We start from the raw sequence: 23443 nt of genomic DNA, 5'->3' as shown, positions 1-23443 counted from the left end.
ACGGCCGACAGTCACCCCAACCGGGGCGCGGGTCTCAGTCGTTGACGAAGTCCTCGCGGGCCAGCAGGCCCGTGTCGGGATTGTCGGTGAACACGCCGTCGATGCCGGTCGCGAAGTACGTCTTGTAGGCGCCGAAGACGTCACCGTAGGCGTCCGCGTCGGTGCCCCTGCGGAAGCTGGTCGGCAGGAAGGGGTTCTCGTTGCGCATCGTGTAGGGGTGCAGGATCAGCCCGACCTTGTGTGCGTCGGCGACCAGCGTCGTGGGCTGGGTGAGGTTGCCGTTCGCGTCCTTCGGGATGACCAGGTCCAGGGTGGGGCCGATGCCCTGGGCGTAGGAGGCGATCTCCCTGAGACCGGCCGGCTTGACCAGGTCGGCGACCGTACGCGGGTCGCCCGTCTCGACGAAGTCCCAGGGCCGGGTGGTCGCGCCGGAGAGCAGGACCACCAGCGGGTTGTCGACGAGCTTGTTCAGCCGCTGGATGCTGGTCGGCTCGAAGGACTGGAGGATGACGGGCGAGTTCCGCCGGTCCTTGCCGTGCTTGTGGAGCACCTTGGCGACCCGCTCCTCCAGGGCGAGGCCCTGCTTGCGGAAGTAGGTGGGGTGCTTGAGCTCGGGGTAGATCCAGACCTGCTTGCCGCGCTTGCGGCTCTGCTCGTCCTGCCACCGCAGGACCTCTTCGAAGGTGGGGATCTCCCAGCGGCCGTTGTACAGGGTGTTGTGCGGGCGGTTGGCCGGGATGCGCTCGGTCGCACGCAGCGTCTTCAGCTCGGCGAGCGTGAAGTCCTCGGTGAACCAGCCGGTGGTGGCCACGCCGTCGAGGGACTTGGTCTTCTTGCGGTCGGCGAACTCGGGGTGGTCCGCGACATCGGTCGTGCCGCCGATCTCCGGCTCGTGCCGGCAGACGAGGTGGCCGTCCTTGGTGGGCACCAGGTCGCCGGCCTCGACGATGTCGGCGCCCATGTCCAGGGCCAGCTGGTAGGAGCCGAGGGTGTGCTCGGGCCGGTAGCCGCTGGCGCCGCGGTGTCCGATGATCGTCGGCTTGGGCAGGTTCTTCAGGCCGCCGCCCGAGCCGCCGTGCCGTGCCTCGGCCGCTCGCGCCGTACCGGACAGCCCGAGGACCGCTCCGCCCGCGCCGAGCACAGCTGCGCCGAGAAGCATCCGCCTTCCGGTGACGCCCGTCTGCTCGTTCTCCTGGGTTCCCATGTGGGCCCTCCTGACCGTCCGCCCATTTCAGTGCGGGGTGATCGTAGGTGCGTGTCCATGACGGATGGGAGACCTTCGGCGGAACTCGCGGGTGATGCTGAATGTCGTACCGGAATGGTGAGGTGACGGCCCGTCGGAATGCCTTGGGCCGTCCGGGGAACGCGTCCGACAGGCCCTCGGGGCGATGTCCGTCACATCATGGCGAACGCGTTACGTGCCGTTCTCGACGCGCCACCGCAGGTAAACGTGCGTCAACAGTGCGTAAGGCGTAGGTGAAGTCGGCCCACCCGATGTGCGGGACCCGGGGAACCGCGAGTATCGTCCTCACCTGCACAGACTTATACCGAATCCCTTGACACCGGAGGGCCCGTTGTCCCGCTTCGTGCTCATCAAGGCAGTGCTCGGACCGATCATGCGCCTGATGTTCCGCCCACAGGTGGAGGGCGCGGAGCACATCCCGGGCGATGGTCCGGTCATCCTGGCCGGCAACCACCTCACGTTCATCGACTCGATGATCCTGCCGCTGGTCTGCGACCGACAGGTCCTCTTCATCGGCAAGGACGAGTACGTCACCGGCAAGGGCCTCAAGGGCCGGCTGATGGCGTGGTTCTTCACCGGCGTCGGCATGATCCCCGTCGACCGTGACGGCGGCCGCGGCGGTGTGGCCGCGCTGATGACCGGGCGCCGGATCCTGGAGGAGGGCAGCGTCTTCGGGATCTACCCCGAGGGCACGCGGTCTCCCGACGGGCGGCTGTACCGGGGCCGCACCGGCATCGCACGCCTGACGCTCATGACCGGGGCGCCGGTCGTTCCGTTCGCGATGATCGGCACGGACAAGATCCAGCCGGGTGGGGCGGGGATGCCCCGGCCGCGGAAGGTCACGGTTCGCTTCGGCGAGGCGATGGAGTTCTCGCGGTACGAGGGGATGGACCGGGACCGGTACGTGCTGCGCGCGGTGACCGACTCCGTGATGGCGGAGGTCATGCGGCTGTCCGGGCAGGAGTACGTGGACATGTACGCGAGCAAGGCCAAAGAGGCGGCGTAGCTCCGCTGGTTCGGCGGGCGGAGGTCGGGGGGCCGCGGGCTGTCTGCGGGTGCGGGTCCGATGCGGCTGGCCGCGCAGTTCCCCGCGCCCCCGAAGGGGCGTCGACGCCGGGCATTCCCCGCGGTTCAGCGGCCCCGAAGTCCAGGGGGCCACGGACTCTTCTCGGCTGCGGGACCGATCTGGCTGGACGCGCCCGCGCGGCGGAGCCGCCCGTCAGACGCAACCTCGCGCCCCCGAGGGGCGCGAGGAAGGCGGATCACTCAAGCGCCTCAGCCGCGTGAGGCGCGCCCGCGCGGCGCACATCGGACACGGCCCCGCACCCCTTCTCCCCGCACCCCTGAGGGCGCGGGGAGGGCAGGTCGGTCAAGGACCTCAGGCCGTGTTGTCGAGCCGCTGGCCGCGCAGGAGGAACCACGCTGCCACCGCCGCCGCGAGCAGTACGGCCGCTCCGACGCCCGCCGCGAGGGCGAGACCGTCGACGAAGGAACTGCGAGCCGCGTCCAGCATCGCCTCGGAGGTCTGGGCCGGCATTCCCGCCGCGGCTTCCACGGCACCACCCAGTGACTCATGCGCCTCTGTCGGAGTGCCCGCCGGGCCCGTGAAGTCCCGGTAGACGCCGGTCACGATCGAGCCCAGCACCGCGATACCCAGAGCGGCACCCAGCTCGTACGCCGTCTCCGACACCGCCGACGCCGCTCCCGCCTGCTCCTTCGGCACGCTGGAGAGGATCACGTCCGACGTCACCGTGAAGGAGAAGCCGGCGCCGACGCCGACCACCAGCAGGGCGGCGCCCAGCAGGGGGTAGCCGGTCGAGCGGTCGATGACCGTGAGCACGGCCAGGGCGAGGCCGATGGCCGCGAGGCCGCCGGAGACGACGGCCCGTACCGAGTAACGGCGGGCCGCACGGCCGGCGATCAGGCCGGCGACGACCGCGCCGATCGCGGCGGGCAGCTCGGCGAGGCCCGCCTCGAACGGGCCCCTGCCCTGGACGAGTTGCAGGAACTGGGAGAGGAAGAACACCAGGCCGGACAGGCCGAGGATGGTCAGCAGGTCGGCCAGCACCGCGCCGCTGAAGCCGCGGTGACGGAACAGCCGCATGTCCAGCAGCGGGGTCGGCAGGGTGAGCTGGCGGCGTACGAAGCCGTACAGCGCGGCGGCACCCAGCAGGCCCGCGGCGGCCATGACCCAGGTGAAGCCGACCGCGGCCGCCTCCTTGACGGCGTACACGACACCGATCATGCCGACGAGGGACAGCACGACGCTGATCATGTCCCAGGGACCGGGGTTCGGGTTGCGGGACTCGGGGAGCAGCTTGATGCCGACGACGACGAGGACCGCCATCACGGGCAGGTTGATCAGGAAGACCGAGCCCCACCAGAAGTGTTCGAGCAGGAAGCCACCGACGATCGGGCCGACGGCCGTACCGGCGGAGGCGGTCGCGCCCCAGATGCCGATGGCGAGGCTGCGTTCGCGCGGGTCGTGGAAGAGGTTGCGGATCAGGGCGAGCGTGGCCGGCATCAGGGTGGCGCCCGCGACACCGAGCAGGGCCCGGGCGACGATCATCATCTCCGGGGTCGTCGCGTAGGCGTTGAGCACGGACACCGCGCCGAACGCGGTGGCACCGACGAGCAGGATCCGCTTGCGGCCTATTCGGTCGCCGAGGCTGCCCATCGACACCAGCAGACCGGCGATGACGAAGGAGTAGACGTCGCCTATCCACAGCAGCTGGGTGCCGGAGGGCTTCAGGTCCTCGCTGATGTAGGGGGTCGCGAGGCCGAGGACGGTCGCGTCCACGGCCACCAGCAGCACGGCGAGGACGAGGACGGACAGCGCGAGCCAACGGCCGGGGCGCTTGGTCACCGCCTCGGTCGTGGTCGCCGACTGCAGGGTGCTGGTCATGATTCCTCTCTTCTGAGCGCGCCGCCGAGCAACAGCTCGACGATCATGTGGTGGAAGTCGTTGGCCGCGACCTTGCCGCTCTGCACGACCCAGGCGCCGGAGGCGAGCAGCCCGAACAGAGCCTCGGTGAGCCAGGTGGGCGTGAGGTCGATCCGGAACTCGCCGTTGTCCTGTCCGCGCCGGAACAGCGCGGCGATCCGGGCGTCGATCCGGGACCAGCCCTCGTCCACCTCCTCGCCCTCGAACAGCTGGTTCTCGGTGTAGAGGAAGGCGAGGAGGCCCGCGACGGGCTCGATCCCGCGGACGAGACGTCGTACGGCGTCACTCGCCGCCCCCTCGTCCAGCCGCGCCGAGTCCACCGCGGCCTCGCACTCAGCGATGCCGAGCGACTCGAGGGCCCGCACGAGCGCGTCCCGGCCGGCGAACTGCCGGTGCAGTGTGGCGCGGCTGATTCCGGCGGCCTTGGCGACCTCGTCCATGGTCGCGGTGGATTTGCGGGTCAGCAGTGCGGCGGCACTGCGGAGTACGTGGTCACGATCGACGGCCATGAGACAACCATAGCCCATGTGAGACATCATTGTCTCATTCAAGGCATGCGAAGCTCATGACCGCCTGCTCGCAGGGGGTCTCAGTGCCAGGGCAGTTGCCCGCGCCGCTCCCAGTACGCGCCCGGCTCCTCCACCAGCGCGGCGAGCTTCTCCAGCTGCCCCTCGTCGAGATCGACGACAGCGGCGTGCAGGTTGGACGCGAGCTGTACGGCCGTCGCGGCACCGGAGAGGACCACGCCGGCCCACGGTCGGCGCAGGATCAGCGCGAGGGCGACGGCGTCACACCCGAGGGACGTCTCCTCGGCCACGGCCTTCAGAGCATCCGGCGCATACGGGTCAGCGAGCCGCCCGTTGGCCATACCCTCCTTGACGATCACCGTGAGCCCGGCGTCGTGGGCCTCGGCGAGGGCGGGTTCGGCCGAGGTCTCCAGGGCGTTGTACGTCGACTGGACGGTACGGAAGAGGGGCTCACCGTCGACCGTCACGGCGAGGGCGGCGCGGATCGCGTCGGCCTGGGCGGGGCCGCTGGTGGAGAAGCCGATGGTGAGGCCGGCGGCGGCGGCTTCGGCGAGCCTCGCGTGGAGGTCCTTGTCGGTGAGGGCGGGGCTGTCCGGGGTCACCGAGTGGATCTGGTAGAGGTCGAGCCGGTCGCCGAGCAGGTCGTCGGTCTCGGCGCGCTGACGTTCGTACGTCTGCAGGCCGTGGTCCTTGACCTCGTGCTTCTCGGCGTCGGTGGTCCAGTCGGCGGTGTACGTGTAGCCCCATTTGCTGCCCACGACGATGTCGTCGAATGCGGGACGGGCCTTCAGCCAGTCGGCCAGGAACTCCTCGGAACGGCCGTAGGAGCGGGCCACGTCGAAGTAGCGGACGCCCTGGGCGTAGGCGGCGTCGAGGAGTTCGTGGGTGCGGGTGCGCAGCGCTTCGGGGCTGCGGTGCTCTCCGAGGTCTTCGTCCCGGCCGAGATTGATGTAGCCGGGGCGGCCGACGGCGGCGAGGCCCAGTCCGATGTGGCAGGTGGGGGTCGTCGCTGTGGCCAGTCGGGCAAAGGGCATCTCGGGCTCCGTTTGGTCGGGTCCGCTACGGCTTCCGACCAACGTAACCCGGGATGACCTTCGCCTCAGAGCTCGGTTCGTGGGGTGATGTGGCGGGTGCGGCTCGTCGTGGCCCGTCGCGCCCGCGCGGCGGAGCCGCAAATCGATACAGCCCCGCGCCCCTTCAGAGCGTTCCTACCGCTTGTCCTTGGCGGTCGCCCACTCGTGCTGGGCCGCCACGTCCTGCTTCACCTCGGCCAGCTGGATCGCCACCGCGCTCGGGGCGGTACCCCCACGGCCGCTCCTGGAAGCCAGGGCCCCCGGCACGTTCAGCACCGAGCGCACCTCAGGCGTGAGGTGGGCGGAGATCTTCGCGAACTGTTCGTCCGTCAGGTCGGCCAGTTCCTTGTTCTCGGCCTCGGCCACCTTGACGCACTCGCCGGCGACCTCGTGGGCGACGCGGAAGGGGACGCCCTGCTTGACCAGCCACTCGGCGATGTCGGTGGCGAGGGAGAAGCCGGCCGGGGCCAGTTCCTCCATGCGCTCACGGTTGACAGTGAGGGTGGCCATCATGCCGGTGAAGGCGGGGAGCAGGACCTCCAGCTGGTCGCAGGAGTCGAAGACGGGCTCCTTGTCCTCCTGGAGGTCGCGGTTGTAGGCGAGGGGCAGGGCCTTGAGCGTGGCCAGCAGACCCGTCAGGTTGCCGATCAGGCGGCCGCTCTTGCCGCGCGCCAGCTCCGCGATGTCCGGGTTCTTCTTCTGCGGCATGATCGACGAGCCCGTGGAGAACGCGTCGTGCAGGGTCACGAAGGAGAACTCCTTCGTGTTCCAGATGATGATCTCCTCGGCGATCCGGGAGAGGTTCACGCCGATCATCGCGGTGATGAAGGCGAACTCGGCGACGAAGTCACGGGAGGCCGTGCCGTCGATGGAGTTGGCGGCGGACCCGTGCTCGAAGCCGAGGTCCTTCGCCACCGCCTCCGGGTCGAGGCCGAGGGACGATCCCGCAAGGGCGCCCGAGCCGTACGGCGAGACGGCCGTCCGCTCGTCCCACTGGCGCAGTCGCTCGGCGTCCCGGGACAGGGACTGGACGTGGGCCAGCACGTGGTGGGCGAAGAGCACCGGCTGGGCGTGCTGCAGGTGGGTGCGGCCGGGCATCGCCACGTCCGGGTGGGCCTCGGCGAGGCCGATCAGGGCGTCCTGGAGGTCGGCGATCAGGCCGCCGACGGTGCGGGCGTGGTCGCGCAGGTACATCCGGAACAACGTCGCCACCTGGTCGTTCCTCGACCGACCGGCCCGCAGCTTGCCGCCGAGGTCCGGGCCGAGGCGCTCCAGCAGCCCGCGCTCCAGGGCGGTGTGGACGTCCTCGTCGGCGATCGTGCCCACGAAGGAGCCGTCGGCGACGTCCGCCTCCAGCTGGTCCAGCCCGGCGATCATCCGGGTCAGCTCGTCCGGCGTGAGCAGCCCCGCCTTGTGCAGCACGCGCGCGTGGGCACGCGAGCCGGCGATGTCGTACGGCGCCAGCCGCCAGTCGAAGTGGACGGATGCGGACAGCTTGGCCAGTGCCTCGGCGGGACCGTCGGCGAAACGGCCGCCCCAGAGCCGGACGTCACCGCTGTTGCTGCTCACTTGCGTTGCTCCTAGGGAGGGTTGGTCGGCGTTGCGCCGGTCGACGTCAGGCTATGCCCCCGACGGACGCTGAGCGGGAATGCTCGACGACAGGCTGTTGCATGAGTATGCAGAGCTCTGCATGATTCGTCAATCTCGGTCGGAGCGGGTGGAAATTTTGGGCTCCCTTTGAACGCGAGAAACCGCTTACCCGTACCTCTCGCCGAACGCAGGCGCCGCGTTTGTAAAGAAGAAGACACCCCCGAACCCGAGTGAGGCATCCGCATGTCCAGGGCTCTTCCGAAGTACAACAAGCGTCGCGTCGCGTTCGTCGGCGGCGCCGCCGCGGTGGCGCTGTCCGGCACGGTGATCGCCGGTTTCGCCCTGGCCGGGGAGACGACATCGTCCTCGAAGAGCGCCGGCACGAACGCCCGGACGCTGGCCGGCCCGGGCACCATCTCGTGCCCGGACGTGTCCGGCGAGCTGCCCGCGATCCCGGCCTCCGCGCAGGCCGAGGTCGACCGCAACCTCGCCCAGCTCCAGACCCAGATCCAGGAAGCCAACCAGCGCCTTCTCGACACCGTCGGCCAGGGCGGACCCAACTTCGTCCAGAACGCCATCCTCGGCCCCCTGGAGGACAAGCGCGTCGCCGCCCTCAACCGCATCGAAACCTCCATCGGCCGCGCGGCCGCAAAGCCGGAAGGACTGGAGGCGTTCGCCGCCTGCACGCTCAACGCCGAGGGCGGTGCGGGCGCGGGCGAGGAGGCCGGTGCGGAAGCGGGAGCCGGTGCGGACGCGGAGGACGGTGCCGGTGACGACGCCGGTGACGGGGCCGCGGCCACCCCGGGCGGCGGGGCCACCGAGGAGGCCGGCGGCGCGGCGGGCGAGGACGCCGGAGGCGAGGCGGGGAACGCCGGCGTCGGCACGATCAGCTGCCCGGACGTGACGGGCGAGCTGCCCGCGATCCCGGCCTCCGCGCAGGCCGAGGTCGACCGCAACCTCGCCCAGCTCCAGACCCAGATCCAGGAAGCCAACCAACGCCTCGTCGACACCGTCGGCCAAGGCGGACCCAACTTCGTCCAGAACGCCATCCTCGGCCCTCTGGAGGACAAGCGCGTCGCCGCCCTCAACCGCATCGAAACCTCCATCGGCCGCGCAGCCGCAAAGCCGGAAGGACTGGAGGCGTTCGCCGCCTGCTCGCTCACCCAGTGACGTGACAGGCAGCCATGGCCGCCCCGTTGGCACGCCGGCCGGGGCGGCCATGGTGACTCCACATGGACCACGCCATTCCTTAGACAGGCGAACGATCCGCGTTCATACTCGGTTGACGTGGGAAAAACTTACGAACGCATAGACGGCAGGCTGCGGACCTTCATCGAGGAGCAGCCCCTCTTCTTCACCGCGACCGCTCCCCTGTCCGGCGACGGCACGGTCAACCTCTCCCCCAAGGGCCTCAAGGGTTCCTTCGCGATCCTCGACGAACTGACCGTCGCCTACCTCGACTTCGCCGGCTCCAACGCCGAGACCGTCGCGCATCTGCGGGAGAACGGCCGGATCACCCTGATGTGGTGCGCCTTCCAGGGCCCGCCGAACATCGTCCGCGTCCACGGCCGCGGTGACGCCGTCTTCCGCGATGACCCGCGGTTCAAGGAGCTGCTCGGGCACTTTCCCGACATCGACCCGTCCCTGCACGGGCTGCGCGCGATCATCGTGGTCCGGGCCGACGTCATCCGCGACTCCTGCGGGTACGCGGTGCCCCTGATGACGTACGACGAGGACCGCGACCTGCACAGCAAGCGGTTCGCGCGCGAGGACGACGACTCGCTGAGCGCGTACTTCAGCAAGAAGGAGTACATCGCGACCAGCCTGGATGGCCTACCCGGGCTGCCGCTGCCGCTCCCGCCCTCTAGCGTCTGAGCCATGCGCCCCGGTGTCGTAGCCCTCGCGTCCGCGTCCCTTCTCGTGCTCGGTGCCGCAGCCGGCACCGGAACGCCCGAGCCGCTGCCCGCACGCATGGCCGACACCGGGGGCGGCACCCAGCTGATCACCGCTGTGGCGCCGGGGAAGGGCTCGACGTCGGGCACGGTCACCTGGTGGGACCGGGTCGGCGGGACATGGGTGAAGGCCGGTTCGGCGCCGGCCCGTTTCGGGGCGAAGGGCCTCGTCGAGGGGACCAGCCGCAAGCAGGGCACGAACACGACACCGACCGGGCTGTACGGGCTGCCGTACGCCTTCGGCATCAAGGCGGCGCCGCCCGGCACTGCGTACAAGTACCGGCGTGTGCACCAGGACTCCTGGTGGTGCCAGGACAACGACTCCCGCGCCTACAACCGCTGGAGCGAGCCGCTGGCACGGGACTGCCGTGCCGCCGAGTCCGAGCACCTGGTCTCCTACGGAGCGCTGTACGCCCACGCGCTCGTCATCGCCTTCAACTACGAGCGCCCCGTGAAGGGCCGCGGCGCCGGCATCTTCCTCCATGTGAAGGGGCGTACGGCGACGGCCGGTTGTGTGTCGGTGTCCGAGGCGGCGATGAAGCGGATCCTCAAGTGGGCCGATCCGGGACGGAAGCCGCACATCGCGATCGGGACGACGGGCGGGGCCACGGCGATCACCCGTTACTGAGAAAGCACCACTGAACACACTGACCTCCCCGCACGTACCTCTGGGCCAAGGGACCACGCCCATCACCACCCCCTTGCTCCCGTCCCCGGAGGAACCGTGACCACCACGCTCGCAGGCGGCCGTGCCGCTCGCCGCCAGACGATGCGCCGCATCCGCCCGCGCCGCTCCCCGGCCGTTCCGCTGGTGATCGCCCTATGGGCGGGCGCGGCGGCGGTGCTGTGGTTGTGGTGGGACAACACGCCGTCCCTCGCGGACAACACGGCCAAGATCATCGCCGCGGGCCGGATCACCGGCCTGCTCGCCGGCTACCTGATGGCGCTCGTGGTGCTCCAGATGGCCCGGGTGCCCGCGCTGGAGCGACGGGTGGGCTCGGACCGGGTCGCGCGCTGGCACGCGATGAGCGGGCGGTACACGATCTGCCTGGTCATCGCGCATGTCTTCCTCATCATGTGGGGTTACGCGCTCCAGGCCGGCAAGACGCTCGGCGACGTCGTCCAGCAGACGATCGACTCGGTCAACACGCTGCCGGACATGGGCAAGGCCGCCATCGGCACGGGGCTGCTGTTCTTCATCGCCTTCATCTCGATCGGGGGCATCCGCCGCCGCATCCCGTACGACACCTGGTACCACGTGCACCTGCTGACGTACGCGGCCGTGTACCTGACGTTCTGGCACCAGATCTCCACCGGCAACGAGTTCGCCGTCGAGCCCGCCGCGAAGACCTTCTGGTACGGGCTGTACGGCGTGGTCACCGCGCTGGTGGTCTGGTACCGGATCCTCACGCCGATCCGCCTCAACCTGCGGCACCGGATGTATGTCGAGGCGGTCATCGAGGAGACGCCGGGCATCGTGTCCGTGCTGATCGGCGGGCGCAAGCTGCACCGGATCGGGGCGGAGGCCGGGCAGTTCTTCCGGTGGCGGTTCAAGGCGCCGGGCATGCGCTTCAGCTCCCACCCGTACTCGCTGTCCGCCGCGCCCCGCCCCGACATGCTGCGGATCACGGTCAAGGCGATCGGCGACCACACCTCGCGACTGCGCGACCTGAAGCCCGGCACCAAGGTGTGGGCCGAGGGGCCGTACGGCGCGCTGACCGCCCAGCGGCGCAGCCGCGGCAAGGTGCTGCTGGTCGCCGGCGGGGTCGGCATCACCCCGATGCGGGCCCTGTTCGAGACGCTGCCGGGTGCGTCCGGCGACATCACCCTGCTCTACCGGGCCAACAGCACCCAGGACCTGGCGCTGTGGGACGAGCTCTCCAAGATCGCCGACGAGCGCGGCGCCCGGCTGATGTACGCGGTCAACAGCCCGGACGGGGAGCGGCCCGACATCTCGGCGGAGCGGTTGCAGCAGAAGCTGCCCGACATCGACAAGCACGACGTGTTCATGTGCGGGCCGGCCGGCTTCGCGCAGTCCGTCTACGAGGCACTTCGCGGCGCGGGTGTGCCCGCCCGCCGCATCCATCACGAGTCGTTCGAGATGTGAGCGACGGGACTTCGAGACTTCAAGACTTCAGGAGCTGTAGAAGCCATGAGGAAGAGTCACCCGATCCGCCGCGTTGTGCTGGCAGGTGCCGCCACCGTGTCCGGGATCGTGCTGCTGCTGTCGCTGAAGCCGGCGACCGACCCGGGCTCCGCGCAGGCGGCGGGTGTCGGCGCACCGCCGGCGGCCTCGGCCCAGGGCGGCGCCCAGGCGGCGTCCGGCACGGTCACCGGTGACGCGGCGCAGACCCAGTACGGCGCCGTGCAGGTGCGGCTGACCGTGGCCAACGGAAAGATCACCAAGGCCGAGGCGGTCCAGGCACCCAAGGGCGGCCAGAGCGACCAGATCACCGCGAACGCCGTACCCAAGCTCAACCAGGCGGTGGTCACCGCCCAGAGCGCGAACGTCGACGCCGTGTCCGGGGCGACGTACACCAGCAACGGCTACAAGAAGTCCGTCCAGTCGGCGATCGACAAGGCGAACGCGAGCGCCGGCTCCCAGGGCTCGGGCGGCTCCGCCCAGGCCGCCACCGTCACCGGCGACGCCGTCCAGACGCAGTACGGCGCGGTTCAGGTCCGTGTCACCGTGGCCGGCGGAAAGATCACCAAGGCCGAGGCCGTCCAGGCACCCAAGGGCGGCCAGAGCGACAAGGTCACCGCCAACGCCGTACCCAAGCTCAACCAGGCCGCCGTAGCCACCGGAACCGCCGACATCGACGCCGTCTCCGGAGCCACCTACACCAGCAACGGCTACAAGGAATCGCTCCAGTCGGCTCTGGACAAGGCGAAGGCGAGCGCGGGTTCGTCACAGGGTTCCGGCTCCCAGGGTTCGGGCGGCGGCGCCGCTCAGGCCCGCACGGTCACCGGCAGCGTCTCCCAGACGCAGTACGGCGCGGTTCAGGTCCGCATCACCGTCGCCGGCGGAAAGATCACCAAGGCCGAGGCCGTCCAGGCACCCAAGGGCGGCCAGAGCGACCAGATCACCGCCAACGCCGTACCCAAACTCAACCAGGCCGCCGTCGCCACCGGAACCGCCGACGTCGACGCCGTCTCCGGAGCCACCTACACCAGCAACGGCTACAAGGAATCCCTCCAGTCCGCACTGGATCAGGCCGGTGGCTGACACGGTGGCGGAACCGGCAGAAGCTCCCGCCGCGGTGCGTCATGCGGAGGAGGTCATGGGGACGGTCTTCTCCTTCGACGTCCGCGGCGGGGACCCCGGTGCCGTGCAGGCGGCGCTGGGCGAGGCCGTCGCGGGGCTGCACCGGGTCGACGAGGTGTTCAGCACCTACCGCGACGACAGCCAGATCTCCCGGCTGGCGCGCGGTGAGCTGACCGTCGAGGAGTGCGATCCGGAGGTCGCCGAAGTGCTGGAGCTGGGCGCCGAGGCGGAGCGGCTCAGCGAGGGCTGGTTCAGCACGAGGTACGAGGGCCGCCTCGACCCGACCGGCATCGTCAAGGGCTGGTCCGCCGAACGCGCGGCCCGCCGCCTCGTGGACCTCCCCGGTGTGACCGGCGTCAGCCTCAACGGCGGCGGCGACGTCCAGCTGCTGGGCGTGCCGGGCCCTCAGCGCCCCTGGCGGGTGGGCGTCTCCGACCCCCTGCGCCCCGGCGGCCTCGCGGCAGTCATCTCGGCCGCCGGCGCGTCCGAACTGGCGGTCGCCACCTCCGGCACGGCAGAACGGGGCGACCACATCGTCGACCCCCGCACGGGCCGCTCAGCGGTGACGGACCTGGTGGCGGTGACGGTGGTGGCACCCAGTCTGACCTGGGCGGACTGCTGGGCGACGGCGGCTTTCGCGATGGGTTCGCGGCAGGGCCTGCGCTGGCTGGAGTCGCTGCCCGACGTGGAGGCCCTGCTGATCACGGCAGGCGACGAGGTGAGATGCACAGGCGGCTTGGCATCTCGACTCGGGTAAGTCGAGATGCCAGGGGGCGTGTGGAACCCACCGCCCCCGCTCAGTGGCCGTTCTGAGCCAACCTCAACAAATGATCGGCCAGGGCCTGACCCCCCGTTGGGTTCCGGCTGATCAGCAGCAACGTATCGTCACCGGCAATCGTCCCCAGGATGTCCTGCAGCTCGGCCTGATCGATGGCCGAGGCCAGAAATTGCGCGGCCCCCGGAGGGGTACGCAGGACCACGAGATTCGCAGAGGCCTCCGCGGAGATGAGCAGCTCCTGCGACAACCGCCGCATCCGCTCCTCCTTCGCCGACTCCCCGAGCGGCGCCCGAGGAGTACGAAAGCCGCCCTCGCTCGGCACCGCGTAGATCAGGTCACCGTCGTTGTTGCGGATCTTCACCGCGTTGAGCTCGTCCAGATCCCGGGAGAGCGTCGCCTGAGTGACGCTCAGCCCGTCGTCCGACAGCAGCTTCGCCAGCTGACTCTGCGAGCGCACGGGCTGCCGGTTGAGGATGTCCACGATCCGGCGGTGGCGTGCGGTGCGGGTCTGCGGCACGGCAGGCCCGACGGCCCCGTTCGCCTCGTTGTGCCCGTGGTCCTGCGCCTGACTCATCGTCGTCTCATTCTCCGGATCCGTCCCCGTTGGCCTGGTCCAGGATGCCGGGAAGGGCCTGAAGAAGCGCCTCCACTTCGTCGTCACCGAGGTTCAGCGGCGGCATGAGCCGTACGACATCGGGGGCGGGCGCGTTCACCAGGAAACCGGCGTCCTGAGCCACCTGCTGCACCTTGGCGGCGTGCGGCTCGGTGAGCACGATACCCAGGAGCAGTCCCGCGCCCCGGACATGACCGATCAACGGGTGGCCCAGCGCCTCGATCCCGTCCCGCAACTTCTCGCTCTGCCGCTTGACGTTCTCCAGCAACCCGTCGTTCGCGATGGTGTCCAGCACGGCTAGACCGGCGGCACACGCGACCGGGTTCCCGCCGAACGTCGTCCCGTGCTGGCCGGGCTGCAGCAGCTCCGCGGCCCGCCCGAAGGCGACGGTCGCGCCCAGCGGCAGCCCGCCGCCGAGCTGCTTGGCGAGGGTGACCAGGTCGGGCAGCACGCCTTCGTGGGCCTGGTACGCGAACCAGTGCCCCGACCGGCCGACACCGGTCTGCACCTCGTCGAGCACCAGCAGCGAGCCGGTCGCCGCCGTGATGGCCCGGGCCGCTTTGAGGTAGCCGGGGGGTGGCACGACCACGCCGTTCTCGCCCTGGACCGGTTCGATGATCACGAGGGCGGTCTCCTCGGTGACCGCGGCGGCCAACGCCTGCGCGTCCCCGTACGGCACGTGCGTGACGTCGCCGGGCAGCGGCAGGAAGGGCTCCTGCTTGGCGGGCTGGCCGGTGAGCGCGAGGGCGCCCATGGTCCGGCCGTGGAAGCCGCCGTCGGTGGCGACCATGTGGGTCCGCCCGGTCAGCCGGCCGATCTTGAACGCGGCCTCGTTGGCCTCGGCGCCGGAGTTGCAGAAGAAGACCTTGCCGTCCCGGCCGAAGAGCTGGAGCAGCCGCTCGGCGAGGGCGACGGTCGGCTCGGCCATGAAGAAGTTGGAGATGTGGCCGAGGGAGGCGACCTGCTTGCTCACGGCCTCCACGATCGCGGGGTGGGCGTGGCCGAGCGCGTTGGTGGCGATGCCGCCGACGAAGTCGAGGTACTGCCGGCCCTCGGTGTCCCAGACCTTGAGGCCCGCACCGCGGACGAGGGGCAGCCTCGGGGTGCCGTAGTTGTTCATGAGGGAGCCCTGCCAGCGCTGGGTGAGCTCCTGATTGCCGGTCATTCGGCATCCCCCTCTTCGGCGTCCGCCACGACCATCGTGCCGATGCCCTCGTCGGTGAAGATCTCCAGCAGGATCGAGTGCTGGACCCGGCCGTCGATGACGCGGGCGGTGGTCACGCCGCCCCGGACCGCGTGCAGGCAGCCCTCCATCTTCGGCACCATGCCGGAGGACAACTCCGGCAGCAGCTTCTCCAGTTGGGAAGCGGTGAGGCGGCTGATCACCTCGTCGGAGTGGGGCCAGTCCTCGTAGAGGCCCTCGACGTCGGTGAGGACCATGAGGGTTTCGGCGCCCAGCGCAGCAGCGAGTGCCGCAGCCGCCGTATCAGCATTGACGTTGTAGACATGTCCGTCGTCCTGGCTCCGGGCGATCGACGAGACGACCGGGATCCGGCCGTCGGCCAGCAGCGCCTCGATCGCGCCCGTGTCGATGGCGGTGATCTCGCCGACCCGGCCGATGTCGACGAGCTCGCCGTCGATCTCGGGCTGGTGCCGGGTGGCGGTGATGGTGTGCGCGTCCTCGCCGGTCAGGCCGACGGCCAGCGGACCGTGCTGGTTGAGCAGCCCGACCAGTTCCCGCTGGACGTGCCCGGCCAGCACCATCCGTACGACGTCCATGGCGTCCTCGGTGGTGACCCGGAGCCCCGCCTTGAACTCGCTGACGATGCCGTGCTTGTCGAGGGCGGCGCTGATCTGCGGGCCGCCGCCGTGCACGACGACCGGCTTGAGGCCGGCGTGGTGCAGGAAGACGACGTCCTGGGCGAAGGCGGCCTTCAGCTCCTCGTCGACCATGGCGTTGCCGCCGAACTTGATGACGACGGTCTTGCCGTTGTGCCGGACCAGCCAGGGGAGGGCCTCGATGAGGATCTGGGCCTTGGGGAGCGCGGTGTGCTTGCGCGCGGGTGAGTTGCTCATGAGGAGTACGCGCTGTTCTCGTGGACGTAGTCGGCGGTGAGGTCGTTGGTCCAGATGGTGGCGGTCTCGGACCCGGCGGCGAGGTCGGCGACGATGTGCACCTCGCGGTAGCGCATGTCGACCTTCTCGCGGTCCTCGCCGACGCCGCCGTTCTTGCACACCCAGACGCCGTTGATGGCGACGTTGAGCCGGTCCGGCTCGAAGGCGGCGGACGTCGTGCCGATCGCCGAGAGGACACGGCCCCAGTTGGGGTCCTCGCCGTGGATGGCGCACTTCAGGAGGTTGTTGCGGGCGACGGAGCGGCCCACCTCGACGGCGTCGTCCTCGGTCGCGGCGTTGATCACCTCGACCTTGATGTCCTTGCTGGCGCCCTCGGCGTCCCGGATCAGCTGCTGACCGAGGTCGTCACAGACCTGCCGTACGGCCTCGGCGAACTCCTCGTATGCCGGGGTGACGTCCGCCGCCCCGGAGGCGAGCAGCAGCACGGTGTCGTTGGTGGACATGCAGCCGTCGGAGTCGACGCGGTCGAAGGTCGTGCGTGTCGCCGCCCGGAGTGCCCTGTCCAGTACGTCGCTGTCGAGGACGGCGTCGGTGGTGAGGACGACCAGCATGGTGGCGAGCCCGGGGGCGAGCATGCCCGCGCCCTTCGCCATCCCGCCGACGGTCCAGCCGTCCTTGGTCACGACGGACGTCTTGTGGACGGTGTCCGTGGTCTTGATGGCGATGGCGGCCTTCTCGCCGCCGTGCTCGGAGAGCTGGTCCGCGGCGGTCTCGACGCCGGGGAGCAGCTTGTCCATCGGCAGCAGGACGCCGATCAGGCCGGTCGAGCAGACGGCGACCTCGATGGCGCCGCGGCCGAGCACCTCGGCGACCTTCTCGGCGGTGGCGTGGGTGTCCTGGAACCCTTTGGGGCCCGTACAGGCGTTGGCGCCACCGGAGTTGAGGACGACGGCGGACACCTCGCCGCTCTTCAGCACCTGCTCGGACCACAGCACCGGCGCTGCCTTCACTCGGTTGGAGGTGAAGACACCGGCGGCGGCGCGGCGGGGCCCGTTGTTGACCACGAGGGCCAGGTCCGGGTTGCCGTTCTCCTTGATCCCGGCGGCGATGCCCGCCGCCGTGAATCCCTTTGCGGCCGTGACGCTCACGGTGCGACTCCGATCGTGGAAAGCCCGGTGTTCTCGTGAAACCCGAGGGCGATGTTCATGCTCTGGACGGCGCCGCCGGCCGTGCCCTTGGTCAGGTTGTCGATGGCGCTGATCGCGATGATGCGGTTCGCGGCGGCGTCGAATGCGACCTGCACCTGAACGGCGTTCGAACCGTAGACGGACGCCGTGGCGGGCCACTGCCCCTCGGGGAGGAGGTGGACGAAGGGCTCGTCGGCGAGGGCCTTCTCGTAGGCGGCGCGGACGGACTCGCCGCTGACCCCGTCCTTCGCCTTCGCGGTGCACGTGGCGAGGATGCCGCGGGGCATGGGAGCGAGGGTCGGAGTGAAGGAGACAGAGACCCGCTCCCCCGCCGCCGCGCTGAGGTTCTGGATCATCTCGGGCGTGTGCCGGTGCCCGCCGCCGACGCCGTACGGCGACATGGAGCCCATGACTTCGCTGCCCAGCAGATGGGGCTTGAGCGCCTTGCCCGCGCCGGACGTGCCGGAGGCGGCGACGATCACGGCCTCGGGCTCGGCGAGGCCGGCGGCGTAGGCCGGGAACAGGGCGAGCGAGGCGGCGGTCGGGTAGCAGCCGGGTACCGCGATGCGCTTGGACCCCGCGAGCGCGGCGCGGCCGCCCGGCAGCTCGGGAAGGCCGTACGGCCAGGTGCCGGCGTGCGGGGAGCCGTAGAACGTCTCCCAGTCGCCCGCGTCCTTCAGCCGGAAGTCGGCGCCCATGTCGACGACCAGCACATCCGGGCCGAGCTGCTCGGCGACGGCGGCGGACTGGCCGTGCGGCAGCGCGAGGAAGACGACGTCATGCCCGGCGAGCACCTCGGGGGTGGTCTCCTGGAGCACACGGTCGGCGAGGGGCAGCAGGTGCGGTTGCAGCGCACCCAGCCGCTGGCCCGCGTTCGAGTGCCCGGTCAGGGCCCCTGTCTCGACCTCGGGGTGCGCCAGGAGCAGACGCAGCAGTTCCCCGCCCGCGTACCCACTCGCTCCGGCCACTGCCGCACGTACCGCCATGGACTCCTCCTCCTAGACGGCATGACTATACGTTTCGCCGCAGGTTTATGCAATCAGGATTCATGGTGTCCCGCCCCCGAAGCGGGCCGGGAGAACCAGCTTTGTCCAGGACATGCCCATGAGCTACTGTCCCCCGGCGAACATCAGGGGATCACGGCAGGTGGGGGCACATGGCCGAAAAGATCGGCACGCCGGAACAAGGCCACAACGCGTGGGGGCAGGCCGTCGCGGCCGTGGCGCTGTTCGCCGCGATCGCCGCCGGTCTGTGGGTGTCCGAGGGGACATCCGGGAACAGCGGTCCACCGGCAGCCACGTGCTCCGACGAGGAACCCGGCAAGAGCACCGGGCGGGTGACCGGAAAGCAGCTGTGCGAGGCCCTGCTGCGCCCCGATCTCGCGAAGTTGCTGGGCACACCGGCCGAGACCGCGAAGACCGCCTTCGGCAACGACGGCTCCGCCGGACTCGAAGGCGGCAAGGACATCCCGATGCCCTCCGCGGAGGTCGAGTTCGACACCTACACCGTGACGCTGTCGGCCACCTACGACGACCTCCCCGTGGCCGGGTCCCACGCACTGCTCGGGGAGGGGGAGCAGCATACGGTTCTGGACCGTCCGGCGGTGCTGTACTCGGACCGGACCATCAGGATCAACTTCCGCCTCGACGGGGGCGACGCCGAGGCCGGTACCGGCGTCCCGCTCCGCGCCCTCATGGTGGCCCAGGACGCGAAGGACGGCGGCGGATCCTACGACGTGACCCTGTGGCGTTCGGACGGCATGGTGCCGGACGACGCCGTACTGCTGCGGGTCGCCGAGAAGGTGCTGCCGACGGTCCCGGGATGGGCCGCCGGCAGCTGACGCGCTTCGTCACCTCTGCTTGATCCTCAGGAACGTCACGGAGTTCGCCGGGAAGGTGTACGTGAACTCGTCGGCGACCCCCGAGAAGGTGGACGTCACGGGCGTGACCGGGGCGTCCGTCTCGGTGTTCACCGCGTCCTGGTCGGCGGCCAGGGTGGTGACCCGGGCCTTGGCGGCGACCTCGGCGCCACCCAGGTCGATCGCCGTGCGGGCCGGGGCCGACCGGGCGTTGACGACCTTGACGATCAGGTCACCGGTGCGGGTGTCCTCGGTGACGACCTGGCGGAACGGCTCGGCCGGCTTGTCGTCGGTGAAGCTGCCCCACTCCTTGCCGTCGAGGTAGAGGGTGACCTGGCGGCCGCGCACCTTGATGTCGATGTCGTAGGCACGGCCCGTCTCGATCGACCCGGCCTTCGTCATCAGCGTGCCCTTGCCGCCGTCCACGGCCTGCTCGATCGCGGACTGGGTGTTGTTCCAGCCGCCCAGGTTCCACCAGTAGTAGTTGCCGGTGTCCTTGACGCCGAACGCGACGAGGAAGCCCTCCTTGCCGGACTTCTTGGTGGCCTTCACATGCAGGTCGTAGTCGTGCCAGCTCGGGTCGCCGGCCGACACCATCGTGTTCTCGGCGGCCACGTCGCTCTGCACGTACTGGCCGTCCTGGACGCTCCAGCTGCCGCCGCCGGAGTGCGTCCACTTCGAGGCGTCGCCGGAGAAGTCGTCGCTGAGCAGCGTCGACCCGTCCGCCGCCGTGACCTTCACGTCGTCGTACGCGGCACTGGTCGCCCACGTCGAGAGGCCGACGGCACCGGCGATCGGGCCGCTGACGTCCGGCGTGGTGGTCGCCTTCGAGGGGACGACCCGGTCGCCGACGTTGTTCATGAACAGCTTCTGGACCTCGTAGTTCGTCGAGTTCCAGGAGGAGCGGTTGTTGAACCAGACCAGGTCCGGCCGCCACTGGACGTAGTCCTCGTTGGCGAGCAGCGGGGCGTACGAGGCGAGCTTGACGATGTCCGCGTTGCGCTCCAGGCCGGTCATGAACGCGGCTTCGGAGAGGCCGTTCTTCCAGGCGTTGCCCTGGGAGGCGTACTCGCCGAGGAAGACCTTGGGGCCGCTGCGGTCGTAGGAGTCGTAGCGGTCGTTGTTCTGCAGGAACCAGTCGGGGCTGTTGTAGTAGTGCTCGTCGACCATCTCGACGTTCGCCTCGCGGTTCAGCTTCCAGGCGGTGTCGAAGGTCGTGCCGCTGTCGTCCGGACCGGAGTTGGAGACGACCGTGATGTCCGGGTACCTGGCCTCGATCGCGGCGCGGAACTGCTGGAACCGAGCGAAGAACTCGTTCGGGAGGTTCTCCTCGTTGCCGACCTCCAGGTGGGTGAGGTGGAACGGCTTCGGGTGGCCCATCTGCGCCCGGACCTTGCCCCACTTGGAGGTCGCCGGGCCGTTGGCGAACTCGATGAGGTCGAGGGTGTCCTGGATGTGCCGCTTGAGCAACGCCTCGTCGTCGACTGCCTTGTTCTGGCCGCAGCCGGTCACCAGGGCCGGGACGACGGGCAGCGGCATGGCGCCGATGTCCTCGGAGAAGCGGAAGTACTCGTAGTAGCCGAGGCCGTAGCTCTGGTTGTAGCCCCAGAAGTTGGAATTGGTCGCGCGCTGCTCGACCGGGCCGATGGTGTCCTTCCACTGGTAGGAGCGCTTGCGCTGCCAGCCGGAGGCTTCGCTGTAGTCCTCCATGGAGCCGGTGTTGACCAGGCAGCCGCCGGGGAAGCGCACGAAGCCCGGCTGCAGCGCGGCGATCTTCTCCGCAAGGTCCTTGCGCAGGCCGTTCGCCTGGTTCTTGTAGGTGTCGCGCGGGAACAGCGACACCATGTCGAGGGCCGCCGCGTCCGTGGCGGCGACGGCGAGACGGCCGCGACTGCTGGTGCGGGTCGCGGTGAACGTGGCCTTGTACCGGGCCCAGCCGCCCTTCACGGCCACCTGGCGGGCGGTCGCCAGCGCGCCGGCGGCATCCTTGAGGCCCACGCTCAAGGTGCTGCCGCTCTCGGCGCGCGCCCACACCGAGAAGTCGTACCTCTTGCCCTGCTCGACCCGGATGCCGGTGTTGTATCCGGCGTTCGTGACGGACGAACCGGCGCCGAGGGAGAGGTAGTTGCGGTTGCGCTCGTTGAGCCGGCCGGAGTCGTTCACGACCTGCGCGGTGCCGTCGGCCGTCCAGGAGGTGAGCGGGGTGTAGGAGCCGTTGTCGGCGGTGGAGTACTCGAAGGACCGGTTCTGCACGAGCTCGGCGTACAGACCGCCGTCCGCGGCCCGGTTGATGTCCTCGAAGAAGACGCCGTACATCGTGTCGTCGATCTTCGCGCCCTGAGCGGTGGGGTCGACGGTGATGGCGTAGTCGGTGACGTCCTCGGCGTGGGCGGGGGCCGGGATCAGGGCGGCTGCCGCCAGGAAGGCGGTGGCGGCGACGCCGAATCTCCAGCGGCTGGGGGTGCGTGGCATGGATACTCCGCGGCTCGATGTTCGAAATATCAGACGCTGATCAACACTTCGAACGGCAAGATAGGGAGGGGGATCCGGAGCGTCAACGGGTCGCGCGGTATCGAAAGTGTCGGAAGTGAGGGCGGGATGGGCGAGTTCTGGCCGGTACCGGATGCACTGGCGTACCTCGCCGGGAGCTGGCGAGCCGTCCGATCCGTGCGGGATCTGGCGAGCGGGGACGAGGGGGTGTTCTCCGGTACGACGGTTTTCGGCCCGCTGGAGGGCGGCGGGCTACTGCATCACGAGTCCGGCACCTTCGTCTGGCGGGGCGTCCCGAGGCCCGCCGAACGGACGCTGCGCTTCCTGCCCGGCACCGCGCGGGGCACCGCGGACGTCCGGTTCTCCGACGGCCGCCCCTTCCACGACCTCGATCTGACCTCCGGGCACCACATCGCGGACCACCCCTGCTCGGCCGACCTCTACCGGGGCGAGTTCACCGTCGTCGACGAGGACCACTGGCGGACGGTGTGGCGGGTGCGCGGCCCCGCCAAGGACCTGGTCCTCACCACCGACTACGCCCGCGAGGGCTGAACCGGCGCCCCCTCGAGGCGGAGGTACCAACGCCCGGCCCGGCCGGTCACGGTGGTCGTCGACAGAGGACGCACGTCGATGTTCCAGTACGTCGACGGCGGCGCCTTCAGCGCGTACACCAGCGCGGCACGGATCACCGACGGCTCGGCCACGGCGACGATACGACCGCCGTCCTCCACGGGCCGGGTGTCGAGCCAGTTGCCGACCCGGGCGATGAACGCGAGCAGCGACTCGCCGCCGTGCGGTGTGCCCCGCGGGTCGGCCAGCCAGGCGTCCACCGCCTCCGGCTCACGGGCCATCGCCTCGCCGAGCGTGAGCCCGCGCCAGCGGCCCATGTCACAGTCGCGCAGGGCGAGTTGCACCAGCGGTGCATAGCCGAGGGCGTCGCCGGTGGCACGGCTGCGCGGGGTCGGCGAGCAGTAGCGCAGCTCGGCCGCCGCCAGCGGCAGCAGGTCGCGCGCGGCGAGCTGCACCTCGTCCCAGCCGGCCTGGTCCAGCGGCCGGCCGTCCTCGAAGCGCTCGGCGAGCAGCGGGGAGCTGCGCGCGGCGGCGACGAACGTGACCCGAAGCGACATGCGGCGATGGTGTGTCGCGAAGGTGCGCAGGTCAAGAGAGGTTGTGCAGCTGTCACCGAGGGTTGGCGAAGCTTTACTGCGGGGTCAGGATCAGACGGACATGTCGCTGGAAAACGATCAGTTGGAAAGTTCAAGCACGACGTCCGCCCCGCAGCGGACGCCCGGCCCTCGAAGACGGCCCGAGCTCAGAAGTAGAGCGCCATCCACTGGTCCGGCTTCTCCAGCGGCGCGAAGCCGTGCTTCTCGTAGACCCCGTGGGCGTCGTGCGTGGCGAGCAGCATCCGCTTCACCCCGTACGACCGCACCTGCTCGCGCACGGCCCCGACGAGCGCCGTCCCGATCCCCTTGCCGCGCACCGACCGGTCGACGTACACGTCGCAGAGCCACGCGAAGGTCGCCCGGTCGGTGACGACCCGGGCATACGCCACCTGCTCCCCCGAAACCATCTCGTACACCCCGAAGTTCAGCGAACCCTCGATCGCCCGGTCCTGCTTCTCCCGCTCCCGCCCCATCGCCCAGTACGCGTCGGTGGACAGCCAGCGGTGCACGCGCTCGGCGTCGATGCGGTCGGCCTCGGTGGAGATCTCGTAGCCCTCGGCGAGGGGCGGGGTGTCGGTCATGCGGCGAGAGTCGCAGGCCGGGGGCGCCGGCGTCGAGCGGTTTTCCCCGGTGAGCGGGGCGTTGTCAGTGGCGGGTGCGATGCTGCGGGCATGACCGGGG

Annotated in this window: 22 protein-coding genes; 9 read left to right on the top strand and 13 right to left on the bottom strand. The window is 70.1% G+C overall.

Annotation, left to right across the window (positions count from 1 at the left end; all coding sequences use genetic code 11):
* Nucleotides 1-34: 34 nt before the first annotated feature.
* Complete coding sequence (locus tag OHT51_RS34515; RefSeq protein WP_328882827.1) at nucleotides 35-1204, bottom strand: glycerophosphodiester phosphodiesterase; 1170 nt, start codon at nucleotides 1202-1204, stop codon at nucleotides 35-37.
* Between the two features lie 370 nt (nucleotides 1205-1574).
* On the opposite strand from OHT51_RS34515, the gene OHT51_RS34510 reads away from it, so the two are divergent.
* Complete coding sequence (locus tag OHT51_RS34510) at nucleotides 1575-2249, top strand: lysophospholipid acyltransferase family protein (protein ID WP_328882826.1); 675 nt, start codon at nucleotides 1575-1577, stop codon at nucleotides 2247-2249.
* A gap of 372 nt (nucleotides 2250-2621) precedes the next feature.
* On the opposite strand, the gene OHT51_RS34505 is transcribed toward OHT51_RS34510, so the two are convergent.
* From OHT51_RS34505 to argH, 4 genes are all read right to left on the bottom strand, one after another.
* Nucleotides 2622-4148, bottom strand: coding sequence for an MFS transporter (locus OHT51_RS34505; protein ID WP_328882825.1), 1527 nt, complete (start codon nucleotides 4146-4148; stop codon nucleotides 2622-2624).
* A complete protein-coding gene (locus OHT51_RS34500; RefSeq protein WP_328882824.1) occupies nucleotides 4145-4696 on the bottom strand; it encodes a TetR/AcrR family transcriptional regulator in 552 nt (183 codons plus the stop codon). The genes OHT51_RS34505 and OHT51_RS34500 overlap by 4 nt, the downstream gene beginning before the upstream one ends.
* 80 nt (nucleotides 4697-4776) lie before the next feature.
* On the bottom strand, nucleotides 4777-5748 hold the full coding sequence (locus tag OHT51_RS34495) for an aldo/keto reductase (protein WP_328882823.1): 972 nt from the start codon (nucleotides 5746-5748) through the stop codon (nucleotides 4777-4779).
* A 174-nt stretch (nucleotides 5749-5922) separates the two neighbouring features.
* Nucleotides 5923-7356, bottom strand: a complete 1434-nt coding sequence (gene argH / locus OHT51_RS34490; RefSeq protein ID WP_328882822.1) for an argininosuccinate lyase — start codon at nucleotides 7354-7356, stop codon at nucleotides 5923-5925.
* Between the two features lie 264 nt (nucleotides 7357-7620).
* Between argH and OHT51_RS34485 the strand changes: the two genes are divergently transcribed.
* The 6 genes from OHT51_RS34485 (at nucleotide 7621) to OHT51_RS34460 (ending at nucleotide 13351) form a co-directional block, all read left to right on the top strand.
* Nucleotides 7621-8547: a hypothetical protein gene (locus OHT51_RS34485; RefSeq protein ID WP_328882821.1), complete on the top strand. Its 927-nt coding sequence runs from the start codon at nucleotides 7621-7623 to the stop codon at nucleotides 8545-8547.
* 117 nt (nucleotides 8548-8664) lie between these two features.
* Nucleotides 8665-9252, top strand: a complete 588-nt coding sequence (locus OHT51_RS34480; protein ID WP_328882820.1) for a pyridoxamine 5'-phosphate oxidase family protein — start codon at nucleotides 8665-8667, stop codon at nucleotides 9250-9252.
* Nucleotides 9253-9255: 3 nt separating this feature from the next.
* Nucleotides 9256-9957 (top strand): L,D-transpeptidase family protein, encoded by a 702-nt coding sequence (locus OHT51_RS34475; protein WP_328882819.1) that lies wholly within the window; start codon nucleotides 9256-9258, stop codon nucleotides 9955-9957.
* A gap of 96 nt (nucleotides 9958-10053) precedes the next feature.
* Nucleotides 10054-11436, top strand: a complete 1383-nt coding sequence (locus OHT51_RS34470) for a ferredoxin reductase family protein (RefSeq protein WP_328882818.1) — start codon at nucleotides 10054-10056, stop codon at nucleotides 11434-11436.
* 45 nt (nucleotides 11437-11481) lie between these two features.
* A complete protein-coding gene (locus OHT51_RS34465) occupies nucleotides 11482-12555 on the top strand; it encodes an FMN-binding protein (RefSeq protein ID WP_328882817.1) in 1074 nt (357 codons plus the stop codon).
* Between the two features lie 55 nt (nucleotides 12556-12610).
* The gene (locus tag OHT51_RS34460) at nucleotides 12611-13351 is read left to right on the top strand and encodes an FAD:protein FMN transferase (protein WP_328882816.1); all 741 of its coding nucleotides are present in this window, start codon (nucleotides 12611-12613) and stop codon (nucleotides 13349-13351) included.
* 40 nt (nucleotides 13352-13391) lie between these two features.
* On the opposite strand, the gene OHT51_RS34455 is transcribed toward OHT51_RS34460, so the two are convergent.
* From OHT51_RS34455 to argC, 5 genes are read right to left on the bottom strand one after another with little or no spacing between them, the layout of a single operon-like run.
* The gene (locus OHT51_RS34455; RefSeq protein WP_328428916.1) at nucleotides 13392-13946 is read right to left on the bottom strand and encodes an arginine repressor; all 555 of its coding nucleotides are present in this window, start codon (nucleotides 13944-13946) and stop codon (nucleotides 13392-13394) included.
* Between the two features lie 7 nt (nucleotides 13947-13953).
* Entirely contained in the window at nucleotides 13954-15150 is a 1197-nt protein-coding gene (locus tag OHT51_RS34450; RefSeq protein ID WP_328882815.1) for an acetylornithine transaminase, read from the bottom strand.
* Nucleotides 15147-16061 (bottom strand): acetylglutamate kinase, encoded by a 915-nt coding sequence (argB, locus tag OHT51_RS34445; protein WP_328882814.1) that lies wholly within the window; start codon nucleotides 16059-16061, stop codon nucleotides 15147-15149. Before argB ends, OHT51_RS34450 begins: the two co-directional genes overlap by 4 nt.
* On the bottom strand, nucleotides 16058-17209 hold the full coding sequence (gene argJ / locus OHT51_RS34440) for a bifunctional glutamate N-acetyltransferase/amino-acid acetyltransferase ArgJ (RefSeq protein ID WP_328882813.1): 1152 nt from the start codon (nucleotides 17207-17209) through the stop codon (nucleotides 16058-16060). Before argJ ends, argB begins: the two co-directional genes overlap by 4 nt.
* Nucleotides 17206-18234 carry an N-acetyl-gamma-glutamyl-phosphate reductase gene (gene argC, locus OHT51_RS34435; protein ID WP_328882812.1) on the bottom strand — a complete coding sequence of 343 codons (1029 nt, stop codon included), beginning with the start codon at nucleotides 18232-18234 and terminating at the stop codon, nucleotides 17206-17208. Before argC ends, argJ begins: the two co-directional genes overlap by 4 nt.
* 170 nt (nucleotides 18235-18404) lie before the next feature.
* Here argC and OHT51_RS34430 point away from each other — a divergent pair, with 170 nt between their 5' ends.
* Nucleotides 18405-19088 (top strand): DUF6215 domain-containing protein, encoded by a 684-nt coding sequence (locus OHT51_RS34430; protein WP_328882811.1) that lies wholly within the window; start codon nucleotides 18405-18407, stop codon nucleotides 19086-19088.
* Between the two features lie 9 nt (nucleotides 19089-19097).
* Here the strand turns inward: OHT51_RS34430 and OHT51_RS34425 are convergent, their stop codons facing one another.
* On the bottom strand, nucleotides 19098-21578 hold the full coding sequence (locus tag OHT51_RS34425) for an alpha-L-arabinofuranosidase C-terminal domain-containing protein (protein WP_328882810.1): 2481 nt from the start codon (nucleotides 21576-21578) through the stop codon (nucleotides 19098-19100).
* Between the two features lie 126 nt (nucleotides 21579-21704).
* Between OHT51_RS34425 and OHT51_RS34420 the strand changes: the two genes are divergently transcribed.
* Nucleotides 21705-22148: a DUF6314 family protein gene (locus OHT51_RS34420; RefSeq protein ID WP_328882809.1), complete on the top strand. Its 444-nt coding sequence runs from the start codon at nucleotides 21705-21707 to the stop codon at nucleotides 22146-22148.
* On the opposite strand, the gene OHT51_RS34415 is transcribed toward OHT51_RS34420, so the two are convergent.
* The gene (locus OHT51_RS34415; protein WP_328882808.1) at nucleotides 22130-22723 is read right to left on the bottom strand and encodes a histidine phosphatase family protein; all 594 of its coding nucleotides are present in this window, start codon (nucleotides 22721-22723) and stop codon (nucleotides 22130-22132) included. The genes OHT51_RS34420 and OHT51_RS34415 overlap by 19 nt on opposite strands.
* A gap of 185 nt (nucleotides 22724-22908) precedes the next feature.
* Nucleotides 22909-23343, bottom strand: coding sequence for a GNAT family N-acetyltransferase (locus tag OHT51_RS34410; protein ID WP_328882807.1), 435 nt, complete (start codon nucleotides 23341-23343; stop codon nucleotides 22909-22911).
* Between the last annotated feature and the right edge of the window lie 100 nt (nucleotides 23344-23443).

This window comes from Streptomyces sp. NBC_00299, assembly GCF_036173045.1.
Classification (GTDB): Bacteria; Actinomycetota; Actinomycetes; order Streptomycetales; family Streptomycetaceae; genus Streptomyces; species Streptomyces machairae.
This window is presented reverse-complemented; position numbering and strand designations above follow the sequence as displayed.

What these genes read in the sequence shown, in the direction of transcription:
- OHT51_RS34515 (WP_328882827.1), bottom strand. Translation starts at nt 1,204, where the DNA reads ATGGGAACCCAGGAGAACGAGCAGACGGGCGTCACCGGAAGGCGGATG.
- OHT51_RS34505 (WP_328882825.1), bottom strand. Translation starts at nt 4,148, where the DNA reads ATGACCAGCACCCTGCAGTCGGCGACCACGACCGAGGCGGTGACCAAG.
- OHT51_RS34500 (WP_328882824.1), bottom strand. Translation starts at nt 4,696, where the DNA reads ATGGCCGTCGATCGTGACCACGTACTCCGCAGTGCCGCCGCACTGCTG.
- OHT51_RS34495 (WP_328882823.1), bottom strand. Translation starts at nt 5,748, where the DNA reads ATGCCCTTTGCCCGACTGGCCACAGCGACGACCCCCACCTGCCACATC.
- OHT51_RS34485 (WP_328882821.1), top strand. Translation starts at nt 7,621, where the DNA reads ATGTCCAGGGCTCTTCCGAAGTACAACAAGCGTCGCGTCGCGTTCGTC.
- OHT51_RS34475 (WP_328882819.1), top strand. Translation starts at nt 9,256, where the DNA reads ATGCGCCCCGGTGTCGTAGCCCTCGCGTCCGCGTCCCTTCTCGTGCTC.
- OHT51_RS34465 (WP_328882817.1), top strand. Translation starts at nt 11,482, where the DNA reads ATGAGGAAGAGTCACCCGATCCGCCGCGTTGTGCTGGCAGGTGCCGCC.
- OHT51_RS34460 (WP_328882816.1), top strand. Translation starts at nt 12,611, where the DNA reads ATGGGGACGGTCTTCTCCTTCGACGTCCGCGGCGGGGACCCCGGTGCC.
- OHT51_RS34455 (WP_328428916.1), bottom strand. Translation starts at nt 13,946, where the DNA reads ATGAGTCAGGCGCAGGACCACGGGCACAACGAGGCGAACGGGGCCGTC.
- OHT51_RS34450 (WP_328882815.1), bottom strand. Translation starts at nt 15,150, where the DNA reads ATGACCGGCAATCAGGAGCTCACCCAGCGCTGGCAGGGCTCCCTCATG.
- argB (WP_328882814.1), bottom strand. Translation starts at nt 16,061, where the DNA reads ATGAGCAACTCACCCGCGCGCAAGCACACCGCGCTCCCCAAGGCCCAG.
- argC (WP_328882812.1), bottom strand. Translation starts at nt 18,234, where the DNA reads ATGGCGGTACGTGCGGCAGTGGCCGGAGCGAGTGGGTACGCGGGCGGG.
- OHT51_RS34430 (WP_328882811.1), top strand. Translation starts at nt 18,405, where the DNA reads ATGGCCGAAAAGATCGGCACGCCGGAACAAGGCCACAACGCGTGGGGG.
- OHT51_RS34425 (WP_328882810.1), bottom strand. Translation starts at nt 21,578, where the DNA reads ATGCCACGCACCCCCAGCCGCTGGAGATTCGGCGTCGCCGCCACCGCC.
- OHT51_RS34420 (WP_328882809.1), top strand. Translation starts at nt 21,705, where the DNA reads ATGGGCGAGTTCTGGCCGGTACCGGATGCACTGGCGTACCTCGCCGGG.
- OHT51_RS34415 (WP_328882808.1), bottom strand. Translation starts at nt 22,723, where the DNA reads ATGTCGCTTCGGGTCACGTTCGTCGCCGCCGCGCGCAGCTCCCCGCTG.
- OHT51_RS34410 (WP_328882807.1), bottom strand. Translation starts at nt 23,343, where the DNA reads ATGACCGACACCCCGCCCCTCGCCGAGGGCTACGAGATCTCCACCGAG.